23 protein-coding genes and 3 tRNA genes are annotated in these 19,505 nt (G+C 52.0%); 21 read left to right on the forward strand and 5 right to left on the reverse strand.

The window, feature by feature from the left end; all coding sequences use genetic code 11:
• Positions 1 to 3: 3 nt before the first annotated feature.
• From Q0X64_RS12660 to Q0X64_RS12745, 18 genes are all read left to right on the forward strand, one after another.
• Positions 4 to 183: a DUF2635 domain-containing protein gene (locus Q0X64_RS12660; protein WP_297813736.1), complete on the forward strand. Its 180-nt coding sequence runs from the start codon at positions 4 to 6 to the stop codon at positions 181 to 183.
• Entirely contained in the window at positions 183 to 1,661 is a 1,479-nt protein-coding gene (locus tag Q0X64_RS12665; protein WP_297813739.1) for a phage tail sheath subtilisin-like domain-containing protein, read from the forward strand. The genes Q0X64_RS12660 and Q0X64_RS12665 overlap by 1 nt, the downstream gene beginning before the upstream one ends.
• A gap of 33 nt (positions 1,662 to 1,694) precedes the next feature.
• On the forward strand, positions 1,695 to 2,051 hold the full coding sequence (locus tag Q0X64_RS12670) for a phage tail tube protein (protein WP_297813742.1): 357 nt from the start codon (positions 1,695 to 1,697) through the stop codon (positions 2,049 to 2,051).
• Positions 2,051 to 2,461 carry a phage tail assembly protein gene (locus tag Q0X64_RS12675; RefSeq protein WP_297813745.1) on the forward strand — a complete coding sequence of 137 codons (411 nt, stop codon included), beginning with the start codon at positions 2,051 to 2,053 and terminating at the stop codon, positions 2,459 to 2,461. The genes Q0X64_RS12670 and Q0X64_RS12675 overlap by 1 nt, the downstream gene beginning before the upstream one ends.
• A gap of 44 nt (positions 2,462 to 2,505) precedes the next feature.
• Positions 2,506 to 4,293 carry a hypothetical protein gene (locus Q0X64_RS12680; RefSeq protein ID WP_297813748.1) on the forward strand — a complete coding sequence of 596 codons (1,788 nt, stop codon included), beginning with the start codon at positions 2,506 to 2,508 and terminating at the stop codon, positions 4,291 to 4,293.
• 145 nt (positions 4,294 to 4,438) lie between these two features.
• Positions 4,439 to 5,554: a DNA circularization N-terminal domain-containing protein gene (locus Q0X64_RS12685; protein WP_297813751.1), complete on the forward strand. Its 1,116-nt coding sequence runs from the start codon at positions 4,439 to 4,441 to the stop codon at positions 5,552 to 5,554.
• Positions 5,547 to 6,578, forward strand: coding sequence for a phage baseplate assembly protein (locus Q0X64_RS12690; protein WP_297813754.1), 1,032 nt, complete (start codon positions 5,547 to 5,549; stop codon positions 6,576 to 6,578). The genes Q0X64_RS12685 and Q0X64_RS12690 overlap by 8 nt, the downstream gene beginning before the upstream one ends.
• A complete protein-coding gene (locus Q0X64_RS12695; protein WP_297813757.1) occupies positions 6,575 to 7,126 on the forward strand; it encodes a phage baseplate assembly protein V in 552 nt (183 codons plus the stop codon). The genes Q0X64_RS12690 and Q0X64_RS12695 overlap by 4 nt, the downstream gene beginning before the upstream one ends.
• On the forward strand, positions 7,123 to 7,587 hold the full coding sequence (locus tag Q0X64_RS12700) for a phage GP46 family protein (protein ID WP_297813760.1): 465 nt from the start codon (positions 7,123 to 7,125) through the stop codon (positions 7,585 to 7,587). The genes Q0X64_RS12695 and Q0X64_RS12700 overlap by 4 nt, the downstream gene beginning before the upstream one ends.
• Positions 7,577 to 8,629, forward strand: coding sequence for a baseplate J/gp47 family protein (locus Q0X64_RS12705; protein ID WP_297813763.1), 1,053 nt, complete (start codon positions 7,577 to 7,579; stop codon positions 8,627 to 8,629). The genes Q0X64_RS12700 and Q0X64_RS12705 overlap by 11 nt, the downstream gene beginning before the upstream one ends.
• Positions 8,620 to 9,204, forward strand: coding sequence for a putative phage tail protein (locus Q0X64_RS12710; RefSeq protein WP_297813766.1), 585 nt, complete (start codon positions 8,620 to 8,622; stop codon positions 9,202 to 9,204). The genes Q0X64_RS12705 and Q0X64_RS12710 overlap by 10 nt, the downstream gene beginning before the upstream one ends.
• A 3-nt stretch (positions 9,205 to 9,207) precedes the next feature.
• Positions 9,208 to 10,191, forward strand: coding sequence for a hypothetical protein (locus tag Q0X64_RS12715; RefSeq protein WP_297813769.1), 984 nt, complete (start codon positions 9,208 to 9,210; stop codon positions 10,189 to 10,191).
• A 165-nt stretch (positions 10,192 to 10,356) separates the two neighbouring features.
• Positions 10,357 to 10,758: a hypothetical protein gene (locus tag Q0X64_RS12720; RefSeq protein ID WP_297813772.1), complete on the forward strand. Its 402-nt coding sequence runs from the start codon at positions 10,357 to 10,359 to the stop codon at positions 10,756 to 10,758.
• Positions 10,758 to 11,120: a hypothetical protein gene (locus Q0X64_RS12725; protein ID WP_297813775.1), complete on the forward strand. Its 363-nt coding sequence runs from the start codon at positions 10,758 to 10,760 to the stop codon at positions 11,118 to 11,120. The genes Q0X64_RS12720 and Q0X64_RS12725 overlap by 1 nt, the downstream gene beginning before the upstream one ends.
• 136 nt (positions 11,121 to 11,256) lie before the next feature.
• On the forward strand, positions 11,257 to 11,451 hold the full coding sequence (locus Q0X64_RS12730) for a Com family DNA-binding transcriptional regulator (RefSeq protein WP_297813778.1): 195 nt from the start codon (positions 11,257 to 11,259) through the stop codon (positions 11,449 to 11,451).
• A complete protein-coding gene (locus tag Q0X64_RS12735; RefSeq protein ID WP_297813781.1) occupies positions 11,417 to 12,178 on the forward strand; it encodes a DNA adenine methylase in 762 nt (253 codons plus the stop codon). Before Q0X64_RS12730 ends, Q0X64_RS12735 begins: the two co-directional genes overlap by 35 nt.
• A 31-nt stretch (positions 12,179 to 12,209) precedes the next feature.
• Positions 12,210 to 13,097 carry a hypothetical protein gene (locus Q0X64_RS12740; protein WP_297813784.1) on the forward strand — a complete coding sequence of 296 codons (888 nt, stop codon included), beginning with the start codon at positions 12,210 to 12,212 and terminating at the stop codon, positions 13,095 to 13,097.
• 38 nt (positions 13,098 to 13,135) lie between these two features.
• Entirely contained in the window at positions 13,136 to 13,351 is a 216-nt protein-coding gene (locus tag Q0X64_RS12745) for a hypothetical protein (protein WP_297813786.1), read from the forward strand.
• Between the two features lie 155 nt (positions 13,352 to 13,506).
• Here the strand turns inward: Q0X64_RS12745 and Q0X64_RS12750 are convergent.
• The 4 genes from Q0X64_RS12750 to rnr all read right to left on the reverse strand — a co-directional run bounded on the left by Q0X64_RS12750 (position 13,507) and on the right by rnr (position 17,012).
• Positions 13,507 to 13,582 (reverse strand) — tRNA-Thr (locus Q0X64_RS12750).
• A gap of 87 nt (positions 13,583 to 13,669) precedes the next feature.
• The gene (locus Q0X64_RS12755) at positions 13,670 to 14,548 is read right to left on the reverse strand and encodes an HDOD domain-containing protein (protein ID WP_297813789.1); all 879 of its coding nucleotides are present in this window, start codon (positions 14,546 to 14,548) and stop codon (positions 13,670 to 13,672) included.
• Positions 14,549 to 14,620: 72 nt separating this feature from the next.
• Positions 14,621 to 14,696: transfer RNA gene (locus tag Q0X64_RS12760), tRNA-His, on the reverse strand.
• Positions 14,697 to 14,843: 147 nt separating this feature from the next.
• Complete coding sequence (rnr, locus tag Q0X64_RS12765) at positions 14,844 to 17,012, reverse strand: ribonuclease R (protein ID WP_297813792.1); 2,169 nt, start codon at positions 17,010 to 17,012, stop codon at positions 14,844 to 14,846.
• 42 nt (positions 17,013 to 17,054) lie between these two features.
• Between rnr and Q0X64_RS12770 the strand changes: the two genes are divergently transcribed.
• From Q0X64_RS12770 to coq7, 3 genes are all read left to right on the forward strand, one after another.
• Positions 17,055 to 17,141, forward strand: a tRNA-Leu gene (locus tag Q0X64_RS12770).
• Positions 17,142 to 17,474: 333 nt separating this feature from the next.
• A complete protein-coding gene (locus Q0X64_RS12775; protein ID WP_297813796.1) occupies positions 17,475 to 18,416 on the forward strand; it encodes a chemotaxis protein in 942 nt (313 codons plus the stop codon).
• 102 nt (positions 18,417 to 18,518) lie between these two features.
• Positions 18,519 to 19,166 (forward strand): 2-polyprenyl-3-methyl-6-methoxy-1,4-benzoquinone monooxygenase, encoded by a 648-nt coding sequence (gene coq7 / locus Q0X64_RS12780; protein WP_366517523.1) that lies wholly within the window; start codon positions 18,519 to 18,521, stop codon positions 19,164 to 19,166.
• 3 nt (positions 19,167 to 19,169) lie between these two features.
• On the opposite strand, the gene Q0X64_RS12785 is transcribed toward coq7, so the two are convergent.
• A complete protein-coding gene (locus tag Q0X64_RS12785) occupies positions 19,170 to 19,472 on the reverse strand; it encodes a PilZ domain-containing protein (protein ID WP_297813803.1) in 303 nt (100 codons plus the stop codon).
• Between the last annotated feature and the right edge of the window lie 33 nt (positions 19,473 to 19,505).

The raw sequence follows: 19,505 nt of genomic DNA on the forward strand, positions 1-19,505 counted from the left end.
AACATGCCGATTGAATTTCTCAAACCTACCAATCCGGACCTGAAAGTCCGCAAGCCTGCAGGCGGCTACCTGGCTGCTGAAGGTGAAAGTCTTGAACTCACCAGTTATTGGCGTCGACGTCTGCGTGATGGTGATGTGAAAAGCAGCAAGCCACCACGCAAATCGACTAAAGGAGCCGAATAATGGAAAACGTCTCATTCAACGAAATCCCGCTGGATATCCGCACGCCGGGTCAGTTCATTGAAGTGGATAACACCAAGGCGGTGCAGGGGCTGCCTAACCAGGAACGCAAGATCCTGGTCATTGGTAACCGCCTGGCCACGGGCACGGTGGAAGAGCAAATCCCGACCCGCATTCTTAATGGTGACCAGGCAGAAGATGCCTTTGGTCGTGGCAGTGTCATTGCTGCCATGTTGAAAGCGCTTAAGGTCGCAAATAAATACACCGATGTTTGGGCCGTCGCCCTGGATGATAACGATGCCGGCGTGGCCGCATCAGGCACAGTCACTTTCGCAGGTAGCCCGACCGCTGCCGGCACGCTGAATCTCTATATTGCCGGTCAGCTGGTGCAAACAGCGGTGGCCACGACCGATGCGGCCTCCGATATTGCGACCAATGTCGTGGCGGCCATCACTGCACAAACTGACCTACCGGTGGCCGCAGAGGTTAATGGTGCCACACCGGAGCAAGTCGATATCACTGCCCGTAATAAGGGCGAGCACGGTAACGATATCGATATCCGCCTCAACTATTACCAGGGCCAGAAAACGCCGGCAGGTATCACCGCCACCATCGTGGCCATGTCGGGCGGTACCGGTAACCCGGATATTGCCGATGCTATCAGCGCGATTGGTGACGACCAGTACTACACCATCATCTGCCCATGGTCAGACTCGGCAACGCTGACAGCGATTGAAGCCGAACTGTCCGACCGCTGGGGGCCGATGGCACAGAAAACCGGCCACTTCTTCACGGCTCTGGCCGGTACCCATGCCACCTTGACCACCTGGGGTAGCAGCCGCAACAGTGCTCACAGCACGGCCATTGGTGCCAAAGACAGCCCGACACCGCCCTGGATTTGGACAGCGGTACATGCGGGTGTTGTCGAATACCACGGCGCTATTGACCCGGCGCGACCATTCCAGACGCTGATGATGCCTGGAATATTGCCGCCGCCAGAAGAGAGCCGCTTCACCCGTGAAGAACGCAACCTGCTGCTGAAGGATGGTATCTCCACCTTCACCGTGGATCAGGGTGGCAATGTCTATATCGAGCGCGTCATTACCACCTATCAGGAAAACGCCTTTGGTATCGCAGACATCAGTTACCTGGATCTCAATACCAAGTGGACGGTGGACTATATCCGCTACGCCATTCGCGCCCGGATTGCATTGCGTTTCCCCCGCTACAAGCTGGCGGACGACGGCACCCGCTTTGTTGCCGGTCAGGCCGTAGTCACGCCCAGCCTGATCCGTGCTGAATTGCTGGCCCTGTTCCGTGAGTTGGAAGCGGTGGCCCTGGTGGAAGACTTCGACCAGTTCAAAGCCGATCTGATTGTGGTTCGAAGCAACAGTGATCCCAACCGGGTCAACGCGGTCATCCCGCCAGACATCGTCAACCAGTTCCGCGTCTTTGCCGCGGCGATTCAATACCGTTTATAGGCCACTTAATTCAGCTTTACAGGAGTATTTACTATGTCTCAAATTACTGGCCGCGCCTTTATTTCAATCAATGGTTCCCGGCTCAAGTCACGTCCGGGTGCCACGCTGAATATTGGTGGATTCAACCGCGAAACGCAGACTGGCGATGACGGTGTGCATGGCTATAAAGAAGCCGTCATGCAGCCGTCCGTGTCCTGCACTATCAGCCATGACAAGGATGTCAGCCTGAAGGAACTGGCGGATGCCACAGACGTCTCCATCACCTTCGAAACGGATACGGGCCGCACCTACATCATGTCGCCGTCCTGGTTAACAGCGCCCCCTGAGCTGAACAGCCAGGAAGGCACGATCCCGCTGACCTACGAAGGCATGAACGCCGAGGAAGTCTGATGGCTGAAATGACAATCAAGCTGCAGCACCCGGTCAAGGTCGGTGATATGACCTATGAAACGGTCACCATCCGTGAATTGACGCCAGGTGATCTGATTGAAGCCGGCCTGGAAGCTGAGCGCCCTGTCCTAACCGAGCAGGGCTATGAGCTGCTATCCAGTCCGACCCTGATGGGGGTCAACTGCCTGATGCGTCAGATCGTGAAACTGGATGACACCGACATCACGGTCAACCGCAAGATCCTGGATCAGTTCGATATCGACGACTACGAGCAAATGATGCAAGTCATCAATGCGCTGGATAGTGCGCTCGAAGGTGAGCTGCAAAAACGGGGAGAGTCTGCTGCGTCAGGCGAGCAAGCTGGAGGCCCTGACGCTGATGTTCGCAAGGGTGCACCAGACACCGATTGATTACTTGACCAGGAAACCACTGAGGCATTTTTTAAGGCTGTTAAATGGCTGAACTGAATACCAAAATCAATATTGACGCTGGCGGCAACTTTAGCCGCCAGATGCGTCAATACGAGAAAAACTGGACGCGCTTCAGCAAAACCGGCCAGCGCCAGATGGGTGTATTACGCAGAAGCGTGGGTAGCCTTGGTAATGGCCTTGATAGATTAGGTAATCGTTATACAGCGATATTAGCGGGAGCCGGAACTGCAGCAACTTTTAAAGGTGTTTTGGATTTTGATGCTCGCTTAACCCAACTTGGTACCCAAGCAAATAAGTCCAAAGAAGAAGTAAATGAACTCCGCAAATTGCTGTTAGATACAGCCAACGATAAAAATATTAGATTGTCTCCAGAAGAGCTTCTGGCGGGGGTCGAAAAAACAGTTGAGAAAGTTGGTGATCTGGATCTTGTTGAAGCCAATATCCGCAATATTGGTCTGGCAATGCGGGCCTCAGGTGCTGCCGGTGAGGATATGGGGGCACTGTTAGCAGACCTGTCTGAGAAGATGGATGTTGAAGGACCGAAAGCCATCATGGAATCTCTTGATGTTCTGGTTCGGCAGGGTGAAATGGGGGCATTTACGTTAGCAAATCTGGCCCAACATGGTGCTATGGCGACTTCAGCCTATTCTTCATTAGGCAGGACTGGGCCGGCTGCTGTCAGAGAAATGGGAACACTGTTGCAGATTGCTCAAAAGGCCACAGGTGAGCCAGCAAAAGCCGCCACAGCTTTCGAGAGGCTGTTAAGTGAAATGATCTCGAAATCTGGCGATCTCCGTAAGAATGGTATTGAAATATGGGATTTAGAGGAACAACAGCGAACGGGTAAAAAAGTTGCACGTTCAGCTATTGATATTGTTAAAGAAATCATAGTCAAAACGAACGGAGACATAGAAAAGATACAGACCGTCTTTGGTGATGAGGCCATAAGACCACTTAAGTTCTTGGCTTCTCAGTATCAACAAACTGGTGACTTGAGCTTTATGGACAAATTCAACGAAGTCCAAGGTGACGGGTCTGAAATACTCAAAGATGCAGCGGCAAACGCGGAAACAGCTGCCGCTGCCCTGAATAGCCTCTATATCGCATACAAACGTTTTGCTGATGACAATCTGGCAGAACCGATACAGGCGCTTGCTGATGCTATTAACGGCATAGATAAAGACACACTGGACACCCTTATCAAAGGTGCAGCTGGTCTTGTTGCAGTAGGTGGCACTGCAATATTTGCCAGAAAATTATACAAGGGTGGTCAGGGTCTATCCGACCTTATAAAAGGTAGCAAAGGCAAATCTGGCGGCACGGGCCTGGGCGGCATGATGGATGGTGTCACCCCGGTTTATGTCGTCAATATGGGTGGCGGCAAGGGTATGGGCGGCATGGGTGCCGGTAAAAAAGGCGGCTTCAAGCCCGCCCGAAAATTGGGCCGCTGGGAATCAGCACGAGCCATGAGAAACGTCAAAAACATTCCCAAGCTGGGGTTGGGAGCGACGTCCCTGGCCGGTGGTGCTGTCCTGGGTGCCGGCGCAGCGGGTTATGGTGCTGGCACAATGATTTACGATAATGCGGTGGCCGGTACCGATGCTGCAGATGTTATCGGGCGCTCCATTGCTAAAGCCTTGGCGTTTTTTGGTAACGATAATGCTCAAGCCGCCCTGGCTGCCGAGCAAAAAGCCCAACAACAAACACGCAGTTCATTGGAAATTGAAGTCACCGACAAGCGCGTCCAGGTTAAGTCCATCCAGAGTGATGATATGGACATCAGCGTGGATACCGGGGTGGTGATGCCATGACAAATTTGACTGGATCAAATTTATTCACCACATCCCTGTGGCTCACCTGCATAGCAGGCCCACAAAAGTGGTTCCAGTTTGCTCCATGCAAACTGGTGCACCGCGCCAGCGACCTCGTCAGAGGTAACGCACAGGGAGGTGCGTTATGAGCTGGAGAGACCAACTACAGCCAGCCTCATTCCGTGGCGTTGAATTCAAAGTCGCTTCGCATGATATGTCCTTTGGTCGCCGCGCTCAGCTGCATGAGTTCCCGCTCCGTGATAAGCCCTATGTTGAAGATCTGGGTCGCAAGGCCCGGACCTACAATATCGAGGCCTATGTCATCGGCCCTGATTACATGGCTCAGCGTGACAAGCTCATCGAGGCGCTGGAGAAGCATGGCCCTGGCACGCTGGTGCATCGATATTATGGCCAGCTCCGTGTTCAGGTGCTGGGCGAGCCGCGTGTTCGTGAGTCCAACAGAGAAGGTGGCTGGGCACAGTTTTCGATGGTCTTTGTCGAGGCCGGTGAAGAACCACGACCGCTGGCCACCATCGACACCCGGCAGAAAGTTGCCGCCAGTTCAGATAATGCGCTGGGTATTGTTCAGCAGAACTTTGAGTCTGAGTATGCCACCGAGGGCTTGCCGGGCTGGGTGACTGATTCATCCCGGACAGTGTTAGGCAAACTTGATCAAACACTGGCCAATGTCTCGCTTGTGACCGATGTGATTAGTGATTATGTGACACTGCCGTCGCAAATTAGCAGCCGATTAGTCAGTGCCATGTCCTCTCTCACAGGCATGACTCAGTATCGAAGCCTCTCCGGTTTCGGTGCTGATTTACTGCCGGTACCGACCACAACACCCAGCCGGATCCAGCAGGCTAAAAATCAAGCCGCCGTCGTTAACCTGGTGCGTCGCGTTTCCCTGGTTGAAGCCACGCGCTTATCCAGTCAACAGAACTACGATTCTCAGCAAGAGGCGATCTCGATTCGTGATGAACTGGCTGACGATCTCGATACCGAAATGTTGACTGCAGATGATGACACCTACATCGCACTGCAGAGCCTTCGCTCCGAGATGGTACGTGATCTGACTGATCGCGCTGCCAAGCTCAAACAGGTCAGAAACTACACACCCAATGCGACACTGCCGGCATTGGTCATTGCCCACACGCTTTATCAGAACGCACTGCGTGACCAGGACATCGTGGCCAGAAACAATATCAGCCATCCCGGCTTTATTCGCGGCGGCAATGCATTGGAGGTGCTCAATGCATAATGTCGCACTGAATGTATCAGGCCAAAACTGGTATGGCTGGAAAGAAGTCCGGATCCAGCGAGCCATCACCCAGATTGCCAATGAGTTTACCCTCGGACTCACTGACCGCTGGTCTGACGATGCGGCACCGAGACCTATAAAGGAAGGCGCTGCCTGTTCGGTCAGCATCGATGGCCAGACAGTCATCACTGGCTATGTGGATGAAGCTACGACTTCCTATGATGAGCAAAGCCATGGCATCGAGGTCCAGGGCCGCGACATCACCGGTGACCTGGTTGACTGCAGCGCGCCATCATTCCAGTGGGCTGGCCGAGACTTGTTGAGAGGTGCACAGGATCTGTGCAAGCCTTTCGGCATTTCCGTTCGCGCCACTTCCGATGTCAGCAAAGCCTTCCAGCGGATGAAGTCTGATGAAGGCGAGACCGTGTTTGATGTCATCGAGTCAGCTGCGCGGATCCGGGGTGTCTTGCTGATGTCTGATGGTCAGGGTGGCCTGGTCATCGGCAGAGCCGGTCAAAAACGTCTGTCTGGCCAGCTGGAGCTGGGTGTCAATATCAAGCAGGGTTCTGGACGACGTTCACTCCGTGATCGCTTTAGCCGTTACACAGTCAAAGGCCAGGCCGGAGCGGAGAGCGCTTTCACAGAAAGCACCACTTCAGTCTCTCATACAGTGAATGATGCCGGCGTCAGCCGATATCGGCCAAAAGTGATCCTGGCTGAAGATGGTCTCGATATCGCTGGCTGTAAAGACCGTGCCGTCTGGCACCGCAATGTCGCTGCAGCTAAAAGCCAGAGCGTTAACTACACTGTTCATAGCTGGTATCTGAACGGTCAGCTGCTGGAGCCGAATGTCCTGGTACCGGTAAAAGACCACTATCTCAATATCCAGCGTGATCTGTTGATTGTGGCCGTCACTTATATCGTCGATGACAAAGGCCTGCGAGCAGAGCTATCACTCGCGCTGCCAGAAGCCTATGCACTCCAGGAGTTACCGGAACCGGGTGATGAAGGAGGCCTGTGGTGAGAAAGCTGAATCGCGTTCTATCACCTTTGCGCCGTGGCCTGCAGCAAGTGCTCCGGGTTTGCACTTTAAATCGCGTCAATGATGCCGCTGATATTCAGATGGTTCAGGTCGAAACCTTGTCCGGTGAGGTGGTTGAAGTGCCTCGTATCCAGGACTACGGCATCACCTCGGTACCAGTGCCAGGTGCAAAAGGTGTGGTCGTGGCCATCGGCGGCAAAACCAATGGTTATGTCTGCATCAAGATGGACGACAGACGCTATCGCCAGGTCAATCTCAAACCCGGCGAAGTCGCGCTCTATGATGACCAGGGCCAGTTCGTTCACCTGAAACAAGGTGGTCTCATGGACTTGGTGGCCAACACCCAAATCACTGCCAAGGTGCCGGTGTTCCGTATCGAAGGCCAGCTCGATGTCACCGGCGATATTACAGACAACGTAGACACCACTGGCCAGAGCATGGCCGGCATGCGTAGCACCTTCAATGGCCATAACCATCCAGGCGATAGTGGTGGCAGCACCGGCACACCGAATCAGGAGATGGGCGGATGACCGACTTCGTGATGCAAATGACGACTGCGCCGGGCAAATTGCCACAGTTCGACATCGCTATCGATGCCGAGGCAATGACCCCAGAAAACAGCCTGACCACTGCAGTCACCCTGTCACTGTTTACCGATCGTCTGGCTAATTCGGATGACACTTTGCCTGATGAATCCCAAGACCGTCGCGGCTGGTGGGCTGATGCTTTGTCTGGCGAAACTCACGACAAAATCGGCTCCAGGCTCTGGCTGCTAAGCCGTGAAAAGCAAACCACCAACGTGCTGAGACGCGCTGAGGATTATGCCTATGAAGCCCTTGAATGGCTGATTGAGGACGGCATTGCCAGCAGTATCAGCGTGACAGCAAGCAATCCCCGCCGTGGCTGGCTCAAACTCGACATCGCGATGGATAAACCTGACGGCGACAGCGTCAACTTTGATTACCTTTGGGAGGCTTTAAATGGCGTTTAACCGGCCTTCATTAACCGAGCTTAATGAACGAATCACCAACGATATCGACAGTCGTGCACCAGGCACCGAGCCACGCCTGCGTCGCTCACTGTTTGGCATCCTGGGCCGCATTGTGGCCGGTGTTGTTCATGGCCTTTATGGCTACCAGGAATACAAGTCAAAACAGTACCTGCCGGATACTGCAGATGGGGAGCATTTCTCGCGCCTGGCTTCAATCTGGAAGGTGCCCAGAAAGTCTGCAGAGTTCGCCATCGGCAATGCCGGTGTGACCGGCACCAATGGTTCAGTCATCGAGGCAGGCAGCCTATGGCAGCGAAGTGATGGCGTTGAATATTCAGTGGATGAAGAAGCCGCCATCGTTGCTGGTACCGCCACTTTGGCATTGACTGCAGTCGAGGCAGGCGCAAATCCTAATGCATCTGCCGATGTCACTTTGACAGCAGTTGAAACGATACCGGGCGTCGATGGCCAAGCGACGGTTGATGCGGACGGCCTGACCAACGGTGCAGATATCGAACCACTGGAAGCCTGGCGTGCGAGAGTTTTAACCCGCATTCAAAGACCCCCTCATGGTGGTGCTAAACAGGACTATGAAGCCTGGGCGCTTGAAGTGGCTGGTGTCACCCGCGCCTGGGTATTTCCTAAAGAGTTAGGCGACGGCACCGTCACCGTGCGTTTTGTTCGTGATGATGACGCCAGCATTATCCCGGACGCAGCTGAAGTTCAGGCCGTCCAGGACTACATAGACACAGTGCGACCGGTAACGGCAGATCTGACAGTCGTGGCACCCACACCGGTTGAGCTGGATCTCACCATCGAGCTGACGCCCAACACCACCACGGTTCAGGCAGCGGTAGAGGCTGAAATTGAAGATCTACTGCGTCGTCAAGCCGAACCGGGTGGCACTATCCTGATAAGTCATATCCGCGAAGCTATCAGCATCGCTGCTGGCGAAACAGATCACGCGCTGGTCACGCCCGTTGCCGATATCACCCACAACACCGGTGAGATGGCAGTCATGGGGACCATCACATGGCAGTGAAAACACAGCAATATCTCAGTCTGCTGAAGTCGCTGCTGCCTCGCGGCCTCGCCTGGGTCGATGCTATCAACAATGACCTGGGCCGGCTTCTCCATGCGCTGGCCGAAGAACTCGCCAGAGTGGATGCCAGAGAAGATGCCCTGATTGATGAGGCAGACCCTCGCACTACCTTTGAAATGCTGCCGGACTGGGAGCGAGCATTTGGTCTGCCAGACCCCTGTGTCGGCTCTGACTTAACGCTGGAACAGCGTCTGGAAACCCTCTATGCCAAGGTCACCAATACCGGTGGTCAGTCGCGACAGTTCTTTATCGACCTGGCTGCATCACTGGGCTATGAAGTCACGATTATCGAGTTCACGCCATACAGTGTCAATGACTCTGTTGATACACCAATCTATGGCGATGATTGGTGGTTTGCCTGGCAGGTCAATGCGCCAGAAAACACGGTTGATTATTTCACGGTGAACAGCGATGTGAATACGCCACTGGCCAACTGGGGCAATGAGCGCCTGGAGTGCAGTATCAACCGACTCAAACCCGCACACACACAAGTCATCTTTGCATACGGAGGCTAATAGATGGATCCACGAAACTATAAATCTGGCGCGGCGGCTTCACCGCCAGATGCGCCTGGCAGCCCTTCCACAGGCTTTCCCACTGAAGGCAACCCCGGCTCAGGGGTTCCAGCCACTAACCCAGGCCCGTTCTGGTTCTATAAGGTCGGTGAATCCCTGCGCAAAATCATCACCACAGCAGGTCTCACTCCTGACGATGGTGACCTGAATCTGCTGCAGAAAGCTATCGTCAAGCTGGTATCAGCCACCAATCACGTTGTCCGTCTGGAAGATGTCACCTTTTCGCCAGCGGTTGCTGATGGTGATGCTGTCTACTGGGACAACAGCAATAGCCGCTATGACCGCGCCATTGCCGACGGCACCGACAAGCAAAAGATGGTCGGCTTTGCCGATGTTACCAACAGCCTGGTTGAGGCCTTTGGCCGTTCGGCCCTGTTCTCTGGCCTGACTGCTGGCACCAAGTATTACCTGTCTGGCAGCACTGCCGGTGCCATCACGGCAACAGCGCCATCAGAGAAGGTAGCCGTGGGCTTATCAAAATCTGGGACAACTCTATTCGTTGACATAGACCCGGACGATGCAGTGCCGTCTGCAACAGAAGCAATCGAGGGAAAAGCAGAAATTGCCACCCAGTCTGAAGTTGATACAGGAACTGATGATGCTCGTTTCGTAACACCAAAAAAAATCAGATGGGGTTTTTCTGTCTCTTTGGCAGCCAATGGCTACGTTATATTTCCTAGCTGGATGTCCGGTCTTATTTTTCAATGGGGCTTGGTTTCTAAAACCAGTGGAGCCTCCGTTTCAGTGAGTTTACCCATCTCATATCCTAATGAACATTTTTGCTGTATCCCACAACTTGCTGGCGACTATGGCTCTACCGGTCAAGAAGCTGCGGCGGCATATGACCTGACGACTTCTACATTTACTCTAAAAAGTAGCAATGGAGGCAGCGATGCTTCTTGTTATTACATCTCTATAGGTTACTGAGTTATGTTTTATTCAAAATCAACTGGTGGATTTTATAACCACCTAATTCATGGTGATAACATTCCTGATGATGCTGTTGAAATTTCTCATTTACAGCATAGCCTTCTCTTAAAGGGGCAATCTGAAGGCAAAATAATTTCTTTTGATAGTGATGGCATACCATTTGTGTCTGAGCCTACTATCGATAAGTTACTGGAAAAAAAACAGGCTGAAATTCTACAGAAGTTCAAAATCGCCATGTCATCTGTGACCAGTCTCTATACGGCTGAAGAAATCGCCAGCTTCCCCACCCAGGAGCCGGAGGCATTAGCCTGGCAAGCCGATAACACTGCACCGACGCCACTGATTGACTTCATTGTGGCAGAGCGTGCCAGCGTGGATAAACCAACACTGGTGCAGCGCATTATTGATAATGCAGCCACATACAAAACAGTGGCCGGTCCAGCCATCGGCAAAAAGCAGGACTTTGAGGATCAGCTTTATGTTCTCAAAGCCCAGCACGAAGACCCGGAGCAGCCGGATCTCACCAAGGCTGATATTGATGCCATCGTGGTGGATTACAGCTGATGTCTACTCATACAAAAATAACCTGGTCAGACCTGACATCTAAACAGCAATTAGAGTTCGGTAACGGCTGCGGCCCCGATTGGTTACCAGAATGGCTCACTAACCTGCTATTTGGCTGGTTCTTCGAAGCCAGTTGCCGGCATCATGATTTTAACTATCAACGTGGTGGCGATGATAAGGATCGTCTCAGTGCAGACCGTGGCTTTTTCAAAGCCATGCTGCGAGACGTGAAGCGTTTGCACTGGTCACTGCAACTGCCAGCTGCTGTTGAAGCTTTATCTTTCTATGGGCTGGTACGCCTCTTCGGGCGTTTCCAGTTTGAAGATGGCCCCTATAAGTCACTGGAGCAAATACTGAAGTAAGGAAGAGACAGCGACCCGGCAGTGCGGCAACACCGCCGGGCCGTCAACCCACAGGCACATACCCTGTGAGCCAACCAAGGCCATCCCGCCGCGTCGACGCAGCCGGGCCAGCCTAGCACAAACCCAAGAGGCTCACATGATAGAAGTTAGATGTGGTGGCTGCGGCCGATTACTGGCCAAAGCCGAATACGTACAAATCGAAATCAAGTGTCCACGCTGTAAGACACTCAACAACCTGAAGGCCACCGAGCCTCTTAATCAAGCACCAACGAGTGCCAATGCTGAAGAGGAAAACCATGGCCAAACCCATCATTCCCTGGATGGGCGGTAAAACCCGCCTGGCAAAAGATATCCTGCCCCTGTTCCCGGAGCATCATTGCTATGTCGAAGTGTTCGCTGGTGGGGCAGCGCTCTTTTATAAAAAGGAACCCTCAAAGGTCGAAGTCCTGAACGACATCAACGGTGAGCTGATCAACCTTTACCGCGTCGTCCAGCACCACCTGGAAGAATTCGTCAGACAATTCAAATGGGCCTTATCCAGCAGGCAACTGTTTGAATGGGAAAAGGCCAAAGACCCGGAGACCCTCACCGATATCCAACGCGCCGCCCGGTTCTATTACCTGCAAAAGCTTGCCTTCGGTGGCAAAGTCGACGGCCAGAACTACGGCACCGCTACCACCAGTCCACCCAGGCTGAATCTGCTCCGCATCGAGGAGGATCTCAGTGCCGCCCATCTGCGCCTGGCCAGAACCAACATCGAAAGCCTGGACTGGCAACGCTGCATCCAAAAGTATGATCGACCAGGCACACTTTTCTACCTCGACCCGCCATACTACGAGACCGCCGGCTACGGCCAGGACTTCGACCTGGAACACTACGAAGCCATGGCCGAACTGGCCAGCACCATCCAGGGCAAAATGCTCATCAGCATCAACGACCACGACACCATTAGAAAGGTCTTTAAAGGCCTCTCAAATAAGCCTTTAAACATCAATTACACAGTTGGAGGAAACCACAAAAAGAAACAAGCCAAAGAGCTGTTAATATGGAATTGGTAACAATCAAAAAACGGAGTGACATTCTTAAACGATGATTACACTAAATACCGAGAAAGGCTTAATCCGTGTTGATTCATGGGAAGAAATTCAAGGCTTAGCTGGTTTTGTGGAAAACCTCGATCCATCAGATCACAAATTAAAGGAGATTCTAGGTAAGTATACTTTTACTGAGAAAATTCGCTGTGGTTTATCAACTTGTCATTCGCCACATAACAAAGGCTATATTGTCTCAACTGAAGATGGCCATGCCACTAACATCGGCCAGTTATGTGGTGCCAGTTACTTCGGTGTTGAATTCAACACTCTATCGAAACGCTTCGACCGTTTTGTTACTGACTCAGAAAACCGTGCCACATTAAGAGAGCTTGATCTTGATTCTATTCAAGAACAAATTTCAGAATTAAAAGAACAGAAAAAAGGGGCTAACTGGGTCAACAAAAAGCTTAGCCCTTTTAAGCAGAATAAATTCCCTACCATATCCAAAGCGTTGTTTAGCATGATTAAGACACGCAATAATCAACTTATAATTCCCGTGCAGGCTACTGAGCAAGAAGTTCAGGCTATTGAGGCAGCTCAAAATGTAACTATTCAAAGACCTCATTATATTGAACGTCCCATAGCTGAAATTTCTGGTCTAGAGGCTTTATATGATGAGAACGATATCAGGGACTTGGTTGTTATTCAGCTTGAAAGCAATCTCAATTTATTGAGAGATGTCGACATAAATCAGCTCAGTCATCAAGACCTGGAGAAATGGGCTAAGTGGGTGAAAGGGCTGGATTCTTTACTCGGTAAAGCTGGACAAGTGATTCTATCTGCCAGAGAGTTTCTCACTAAAGAAAACCTAGAGCCTCTTGATCGCCTTGGCGGTAGTTATGATGAATCAAATGCATTTTCTTCTTTTATAAAGAAGCTTTAATACACCATTAATTACCAATAATCCTTTTGGAGTTTGTTATGTCTGGATTTGTATCTGTTGAGGTGGCTGGGAAGCACTATGAGACTGAATATCATGAAGTCGGTGGCGTGGTCAGAGTTTATGGTGACTTAGGCGATCCTGATAAGACGGAAGTGGAGCAGACAACTGTTGGAGGTATGCAGCCAGATGAAATCGCCAAAATTCTCTTAAAGCGTCTGGTTAAGCGTGGACTGGTTTCGTCTACTGATGATTAAACGAGAGATCGCAATTCATGTGGCGAGAGATCGCAATTCATGTGGCGGCCTACACCGGTGGAGGAGGCCAACCAGGGGAGAGTAGCAAAGGTCTACAATTTGGCTACATTCAAAACAAAAAAGGGCCATGCATTTGCATGACCCTTTATTTGTTCTGGAGCCGGTGATAGGACTTGAACCTACGACCCGCTGATTACAAATCAGCTGCTCTACCAACTGAGCTACACCGGCAATGAAGAAGCGCATTATACGGAGGAGTGACGGGCTCTGCAAGTCATCCGCGCGCGGTAAATAAGCAGTGGCGCTAAGTTGTTGATGCTACATGGATCGCAGCAAACGCTGGGTGCTTAATATTTCATCAGCAATAAAGTTGAGTTCCTTCAATGCATCAGCTTCATCCTGCCAGAGCAGGGCGAATGAGGGGGAGTCGAGCAGCGTGGCCGGCAGGGCTTTAAGTGGTGAGGTAAAGTCACAGGACTTCATTAACATGCCCAGTTGTACCAGGTTGGCGATATTAACGCGCGGCGTCGGTTGCAAGGGCGCACTGGAGACATAGGGCAGGTTGACCATATCATCCGGGAATGACCATTTTTTTAGGATGGTGCTGCCGACCCGGGCTGACATGCGCTGCATGACCAGGTGAATGACCTTGTTCCTGAGTTCTGTATCCTCATTAAGCTCCGGCAGGGTGTTCAGGTGGATTATCAAAGGGGCCTGACCGATATTATGAATCTGACCGGCAAGCAGCGCTTTGTCGGGGTCGATAGTAGAAAAATGCCGTGCCAGGGTGCTGGTGATACCGGCGACATGCTCGCTGGTGAGCCAGATCCGGTTGAGTGCTTTTTCAATACCTTTGATCTTGAGTGACAGAAAGCTCTGAGTGATGGCAAAACCGGTAACCAGGTTATTGACCTTTTGCAGCCCCAGTCGCGTTACTGCCAGTTTGACACTGGAAACGTGCGCTCGTGAGCCGAACAATACTGAGTTCGCCAGTTTGATAAGGCGGGCAGAAACGTGGGGTTCTTTGCTGAGCAGGTCTGCGATCTGGTTGTTATCTGCATCTTCCTGTAACAGTTTGCGTAGGGCGACCAGGTTTTCCGGGGGGGAGGGCAGTTGCAAACGGTTGCCTTCGATGTCGTTCGACAATCGCGACAGAATCTGATTAATTTGCTCGGAGAGTGGCGAGCTAAGTGACATTTTTGATCCTTAAAAATGTGTATTAGTTCACATTATAGGATCAACATTAGATATTTGGGTATAGCAAAAAAGTGGGGTGAGTGATGGGGCTCGAACCCACGACAACCGGAATCACAATCCGGGACTCTACCAACTGAGCTACACTCACCATAATTTTGCCAGCAGGCGGGCTGAGATGCCCGTGCTTGAGAAAGAGGGTAATTCTACTGTCTTTATTTTTCTGGTCAAGGAAAATCTGAGCTGAGAGGTGAGACTATCACTGCCGCAGCGCTTGCTGCGACAGTGAATAGGGTGTTCAGACCTGTTCCAGATCGATTTTCTTTTCGTCCAGATCCACGCGCATGACTTTGACCGTGATGCTGTCACCCAGCCGATACACTTTGCGGGTGCGTTCACCGGTCAGGCGGTGACCACTGGCATCAAACTGATAATAATCATTCTTCAGCGAGGTCACGTGTACCAGGCCTTCTATGTAGATGTCGCTGAGTTCGACAAACAGGCCGAAACCGGTAACACCACTGATCACGCCCTGGTGGGTCTCGCCCACCCGATCCTGCATATATTCGCATTTGAGCCAGTCCGCCACATCGCGCGTGGCTTCATCTGCGCGGCGGCTGGTCATGGAGCAGTGTTCACCCAATTGTTCCATCTCTTCAGCGGAGTAATGCCATTTATTTGCTTTGCGGCCAGAGATGATATGGCGAATAGCCCGGTGCACCAGCAGATCCGGGTAACGCCGTATCGGGGAGGTAAAATGGGCATAGGATTCCAATGCCAGTCCGAAGTGGCCGATATTATCCGGGCTGTAAACGGCCTGTTTCATACTGCGCAGCATCACGGTCTGCAGCAGATGGGCATCCGGTCGCTTACTGGCGGTGGCCAGGAGCGAGGCATAATGACGTGGTTCCGGATCATCACCGCCGCCCAGGAACAGACCCAGTTCACCCAGAAATTCGCGTAAGCCGGTCAGTTTCTCTTCCGATGGCGTTTCATGAACCCGGTAAAGCACTGGCAGTTTGTGTTCCAGCAGGAAGTTGGCGGCACTGACATTGGCCGCAATCATGAATTCCTCAATCAGGCGGTGGGCATCGTTACGCTCACGCGGCTCGATGGATTTGATTTTGCGGTTGTCATCAAACAGGAACTGGGTTTCCGACATTTCAAAGTCAATCGCACCGCGTTCATCACGGGCTTTAAGCATGGTTTGAAACAATTCATACATGGTTTCCACGGCTGGCAGCACATGCTGATACTGTTCACGCAGTGCTTCATCCTTATCAACCAGCATGGCAGCGACTTTGTTATAAGTCAGACGCGCCTTGGAATGCATGACCGCTTCATGGAACTGGTGGGATACGGTTTTACCGTCCTGATCGATTTCCATTTCGCAGACCAGGCACAGCCGCTCAACTTCCGGATTCAGCGAACACAAGCCGTTGGATAAGGCCTCAGGCAGCATGGGGATAACCTGGCTGGGGAAGTAGACCGAGGTGCCACGTTCGCCGGCCTCCTCATCGAGCGGACTGCCGGGCTGAACGTAGTGGGAGACATCGGCAATCGCCACCCATAGGCGCCAGTTGCCGTTATCCAGTTTTTCGGCATAGACCGCGTCATCGAAGTCACGGGCATCTTCACCATCTATTGTGACCAGTGGCATATCACGCAGATCTAACCGACCTTCAATAGCGTCCTGCGGAATGCTGTCACCGAATTTTTCCGCCTGCTGCAGGCAGGATTCCGGCCACTCATGAGGAAGCTCAAAGTCACGCAGGGCAATGTCGATTTCCATGCCCGGCGCCATATGGTCACCCAATATATTGACCACCCGGCCCAGCGGCGAGCGGTGACGGTTGGGCTGTTCGGTGATTTCGACTTCGACAATCTGGTTGTCTTTGGCGCCAATCAGATCTTCCGGCTGAATCAACACATCCTGGCTGATACGGCGATTATTGGGCACCAAGTAATGAATGCCACCGTCACCGTCCAGACGACCCACTATGTGATGGTTAGCGCGTTGGGTCACTTCCACAATCGCGCCTTCCTTGCGGCCCCGGCGATCAATACCGGTGACTCTGGCCAACGCACGATCACCGTGCAGCACCATGCGCATTTCGCGCTCACCCAAAAACAGGTCTTCACCGCCTTCATCGGGGATGAGAAAGCCAAAGCCGTCGGGGTGGCCCATCACCCGGCCTTTGACCAGGTTCATTTTGGAGACGATGCCGTAAGCGCCTTTGCGGTTGCGCAACAGTTGCCCGTCACGCTCCATGGCGCGCAGGCGGCGGCGTAATGCTTCAATGTGCTCTTCGCCTTTCAGGTCCAGCAGTTTGGCAATGTTTTTGCGCGTCAGTGGCACATTATTTTGCTTTAAAATCGAGAGGATAAACTCTCTGCTGGGGATGGGGTTGTCGTACTTTTCGGCTTCGCGTTCGAAGTTGGGATCGTTTTTCTTGTTATTTGTCATTGACAGTTTCTAATTCACTCTGTAATCTTTGCGCCTTCTTCAGCCCAGGTGGCGGAATTGGTAGACGCGCTAGCTTCAGGTGCTAGTGTACTTATGTACGTGGGAGTTCGAGTCTCCCCCTGGGCACCATTTCCAAATCGGCAACATCGTTGCCAGACTCAATAATCCATCATTGTAAGTTATTTTCTCTGCCGACATCGATTTATCTGTTGTTTCCGGTCTGAGAGAAGATGCGCTGTATGCACAGGAATGTTCAGCTCGATCTGAACAGGCTTGCGTTATCTGTCTGATAAGCATAGCCATCATGTTACAGCATTCAGACTGGATTTTCTCTGCTGTCTCTAATTAATATCCGGCGTCTTAAGTCTGAGTTTCAAACCCAGCCTCAAGAATTGATGTTCCTGTCCGCTAAGCCTTATGATAACTGCGTCACATCAGTGGCCTTTTTTAGCGAGAGAGACTATGGCGACATTCATCGATTCCATTGACGAGCGTACCAAGCTGGCAGGCACCAATCACCTGGAAGTGCTGCTATTCAACCTGGGCACCAGTGACGACACCGGCCGCAACGAGTTGTTCGGTATTAACGTTTTCAAAGTACGTGAAGTGCTGAACATTCCTGAAATTACCACTGCGCCGGAAATGCCGGATGGTATAGAGGGGTTTGTCAGCCTGCGCGGTGATATGGTGCCGATTATCAATCTGCAGAAATTCTGCAAACTCAACTCCAATGATGAACCCAATATTTTGATGATCACCGAGTACAACACCCATGTGCAGGGCTTTCTGGTGAGTTCGGTGGATACCATACAGCGTTTGAACTGGGAGCAGGTCAAAGAACCGCCTCCGCTGATCTCCAAACGATTGGGCGGGCTGGTTACTGCGGTAGCCGAACTCAATGATGACCGCTTGGTGATGATCATGGATGTGGAAAAAGTGCTGGCTGATGCCGGTGAGTTCTACGATGAGTCGGTATTTGATGGCATTAAAACACTCGATGATAATTTCAGGATAGTGTTCGCCGACGACTCAAATATTGCCCGCAAGCAGATTAAGAAAACTTTAGATGTCATGGGGGTACAACATACAGGTGTAGTCAATGGCGCCGAAGCCTGGAAGCTGCTGCAGAAAACCGCGAATCAATGCGAGCAGGAAGGCCGGGATATCACCAGTGAAATCCAGGCTGTGTTGACCGATATTGAAATGCCGGAAATGGACGGCTATGTATTGACTCAGAAGATCAAGGCAGATCCCCGTTTAGCGCATTTACCCGTCATCATGCACTCTTCCCTGACCGCGCAGGCCAATCAGGCGATGGGGCGCGGCGTGGGGGCTGATGCTTATGTGTCCAAGTTCCAGCCGCATGAACTGGCGGATATTCTGACGCACTTTCTGACCAGCTAAGTTGATTCAGCATTTGCTTGTTGTTGCCTGTGGCGGGGCCCTTAGAGATCAAATCTAGTTACGGGTAAGGTAAAATTAGTTCAAGTTCAAAATCCGGACAATATCGTGACTGAAAGACATTACAGCCTGTTTGACAAGCTAATCATTGAATTCGACAAAGCGATCACTACCGTGGCAGGTCAACCGGCTACTACTGACAGACCTGTACCCGGTACCCAGCTTGATGAGGGCGATCTGAGTGAAGCAGAGCGTAAACAGTCAGCGGGCTTGATGCGGGTCAATCATGCCGGTGAGGTGTCTGCTCAAGCGCTCTATCAGGGACAGGCACTGACTGCCAGACTGCCTGAAGTGCGTGAAGCCATGGAAACAGCAGCGCTGGAAGAGAATGATCACCTGGTCTGGTGTCAGCAGCGGCTGCAGGCTCTGTCATCTCACACCAGTTTGCTCAATCCACTCTGGTATGCCGGTTCTTTTGCTTTAGGTGCAGCGGCAGGCAAAGTCGGCGATAAATGGAGTCTGGGCTTTGTTGGAGAGACCGAAAAGCAGGTAGTGCAGCATATCGAAGGTCACTTGAAAATCATCAGCGACAAGGATCTGAAAAGCCGGGCAGTATTGTCACAGATGAAGCTGGATGAGGCACATCATGGCAGCACAGCGATGGAAGCGGGCGGTGCCCGGTTGCCGATGCCGGTGACGCGGCTGATGGGCATGGTATCGAAACTGATGACCCGCAGTAGTTACTGGATCTGAAGCTTAGTAGGTCTTAGTCAGTGCCACCGAAATCAGGTACTGTCCCGGTGCCGGGTTATTCGCTTCGACCCTGAGCACTTTGCCTTCGGCAACAAACGGCGGTAACTGCTTGTTACTGGTGCTCAATTCAATATCCAATTCAGTGCCGATATCCAGTGCTCTGTCTGAGACCATCAGCAGACCACTGGCGCTCAGATCCTGACTGACGCCGCTATAACTGCCGCGTTCTCCTTTAATGCTGAAACTCACTTCTGTTTCAACCTGCATCCGCAAAAATGCGCGTTTTTCTTCGTAATCCTGCGTCATTCAGCACTCCCTGAATTGCCTTGTTGCCTATCT

The organism is uncultured Methylophaga sp., assembly GCF_947259025.1.
Taxonomy (GTDB): Bacteria; Pseudomonadota; Gammaproteobacteria; order Nitrosococcales; family Methylophagaceae; genus Methylophaga.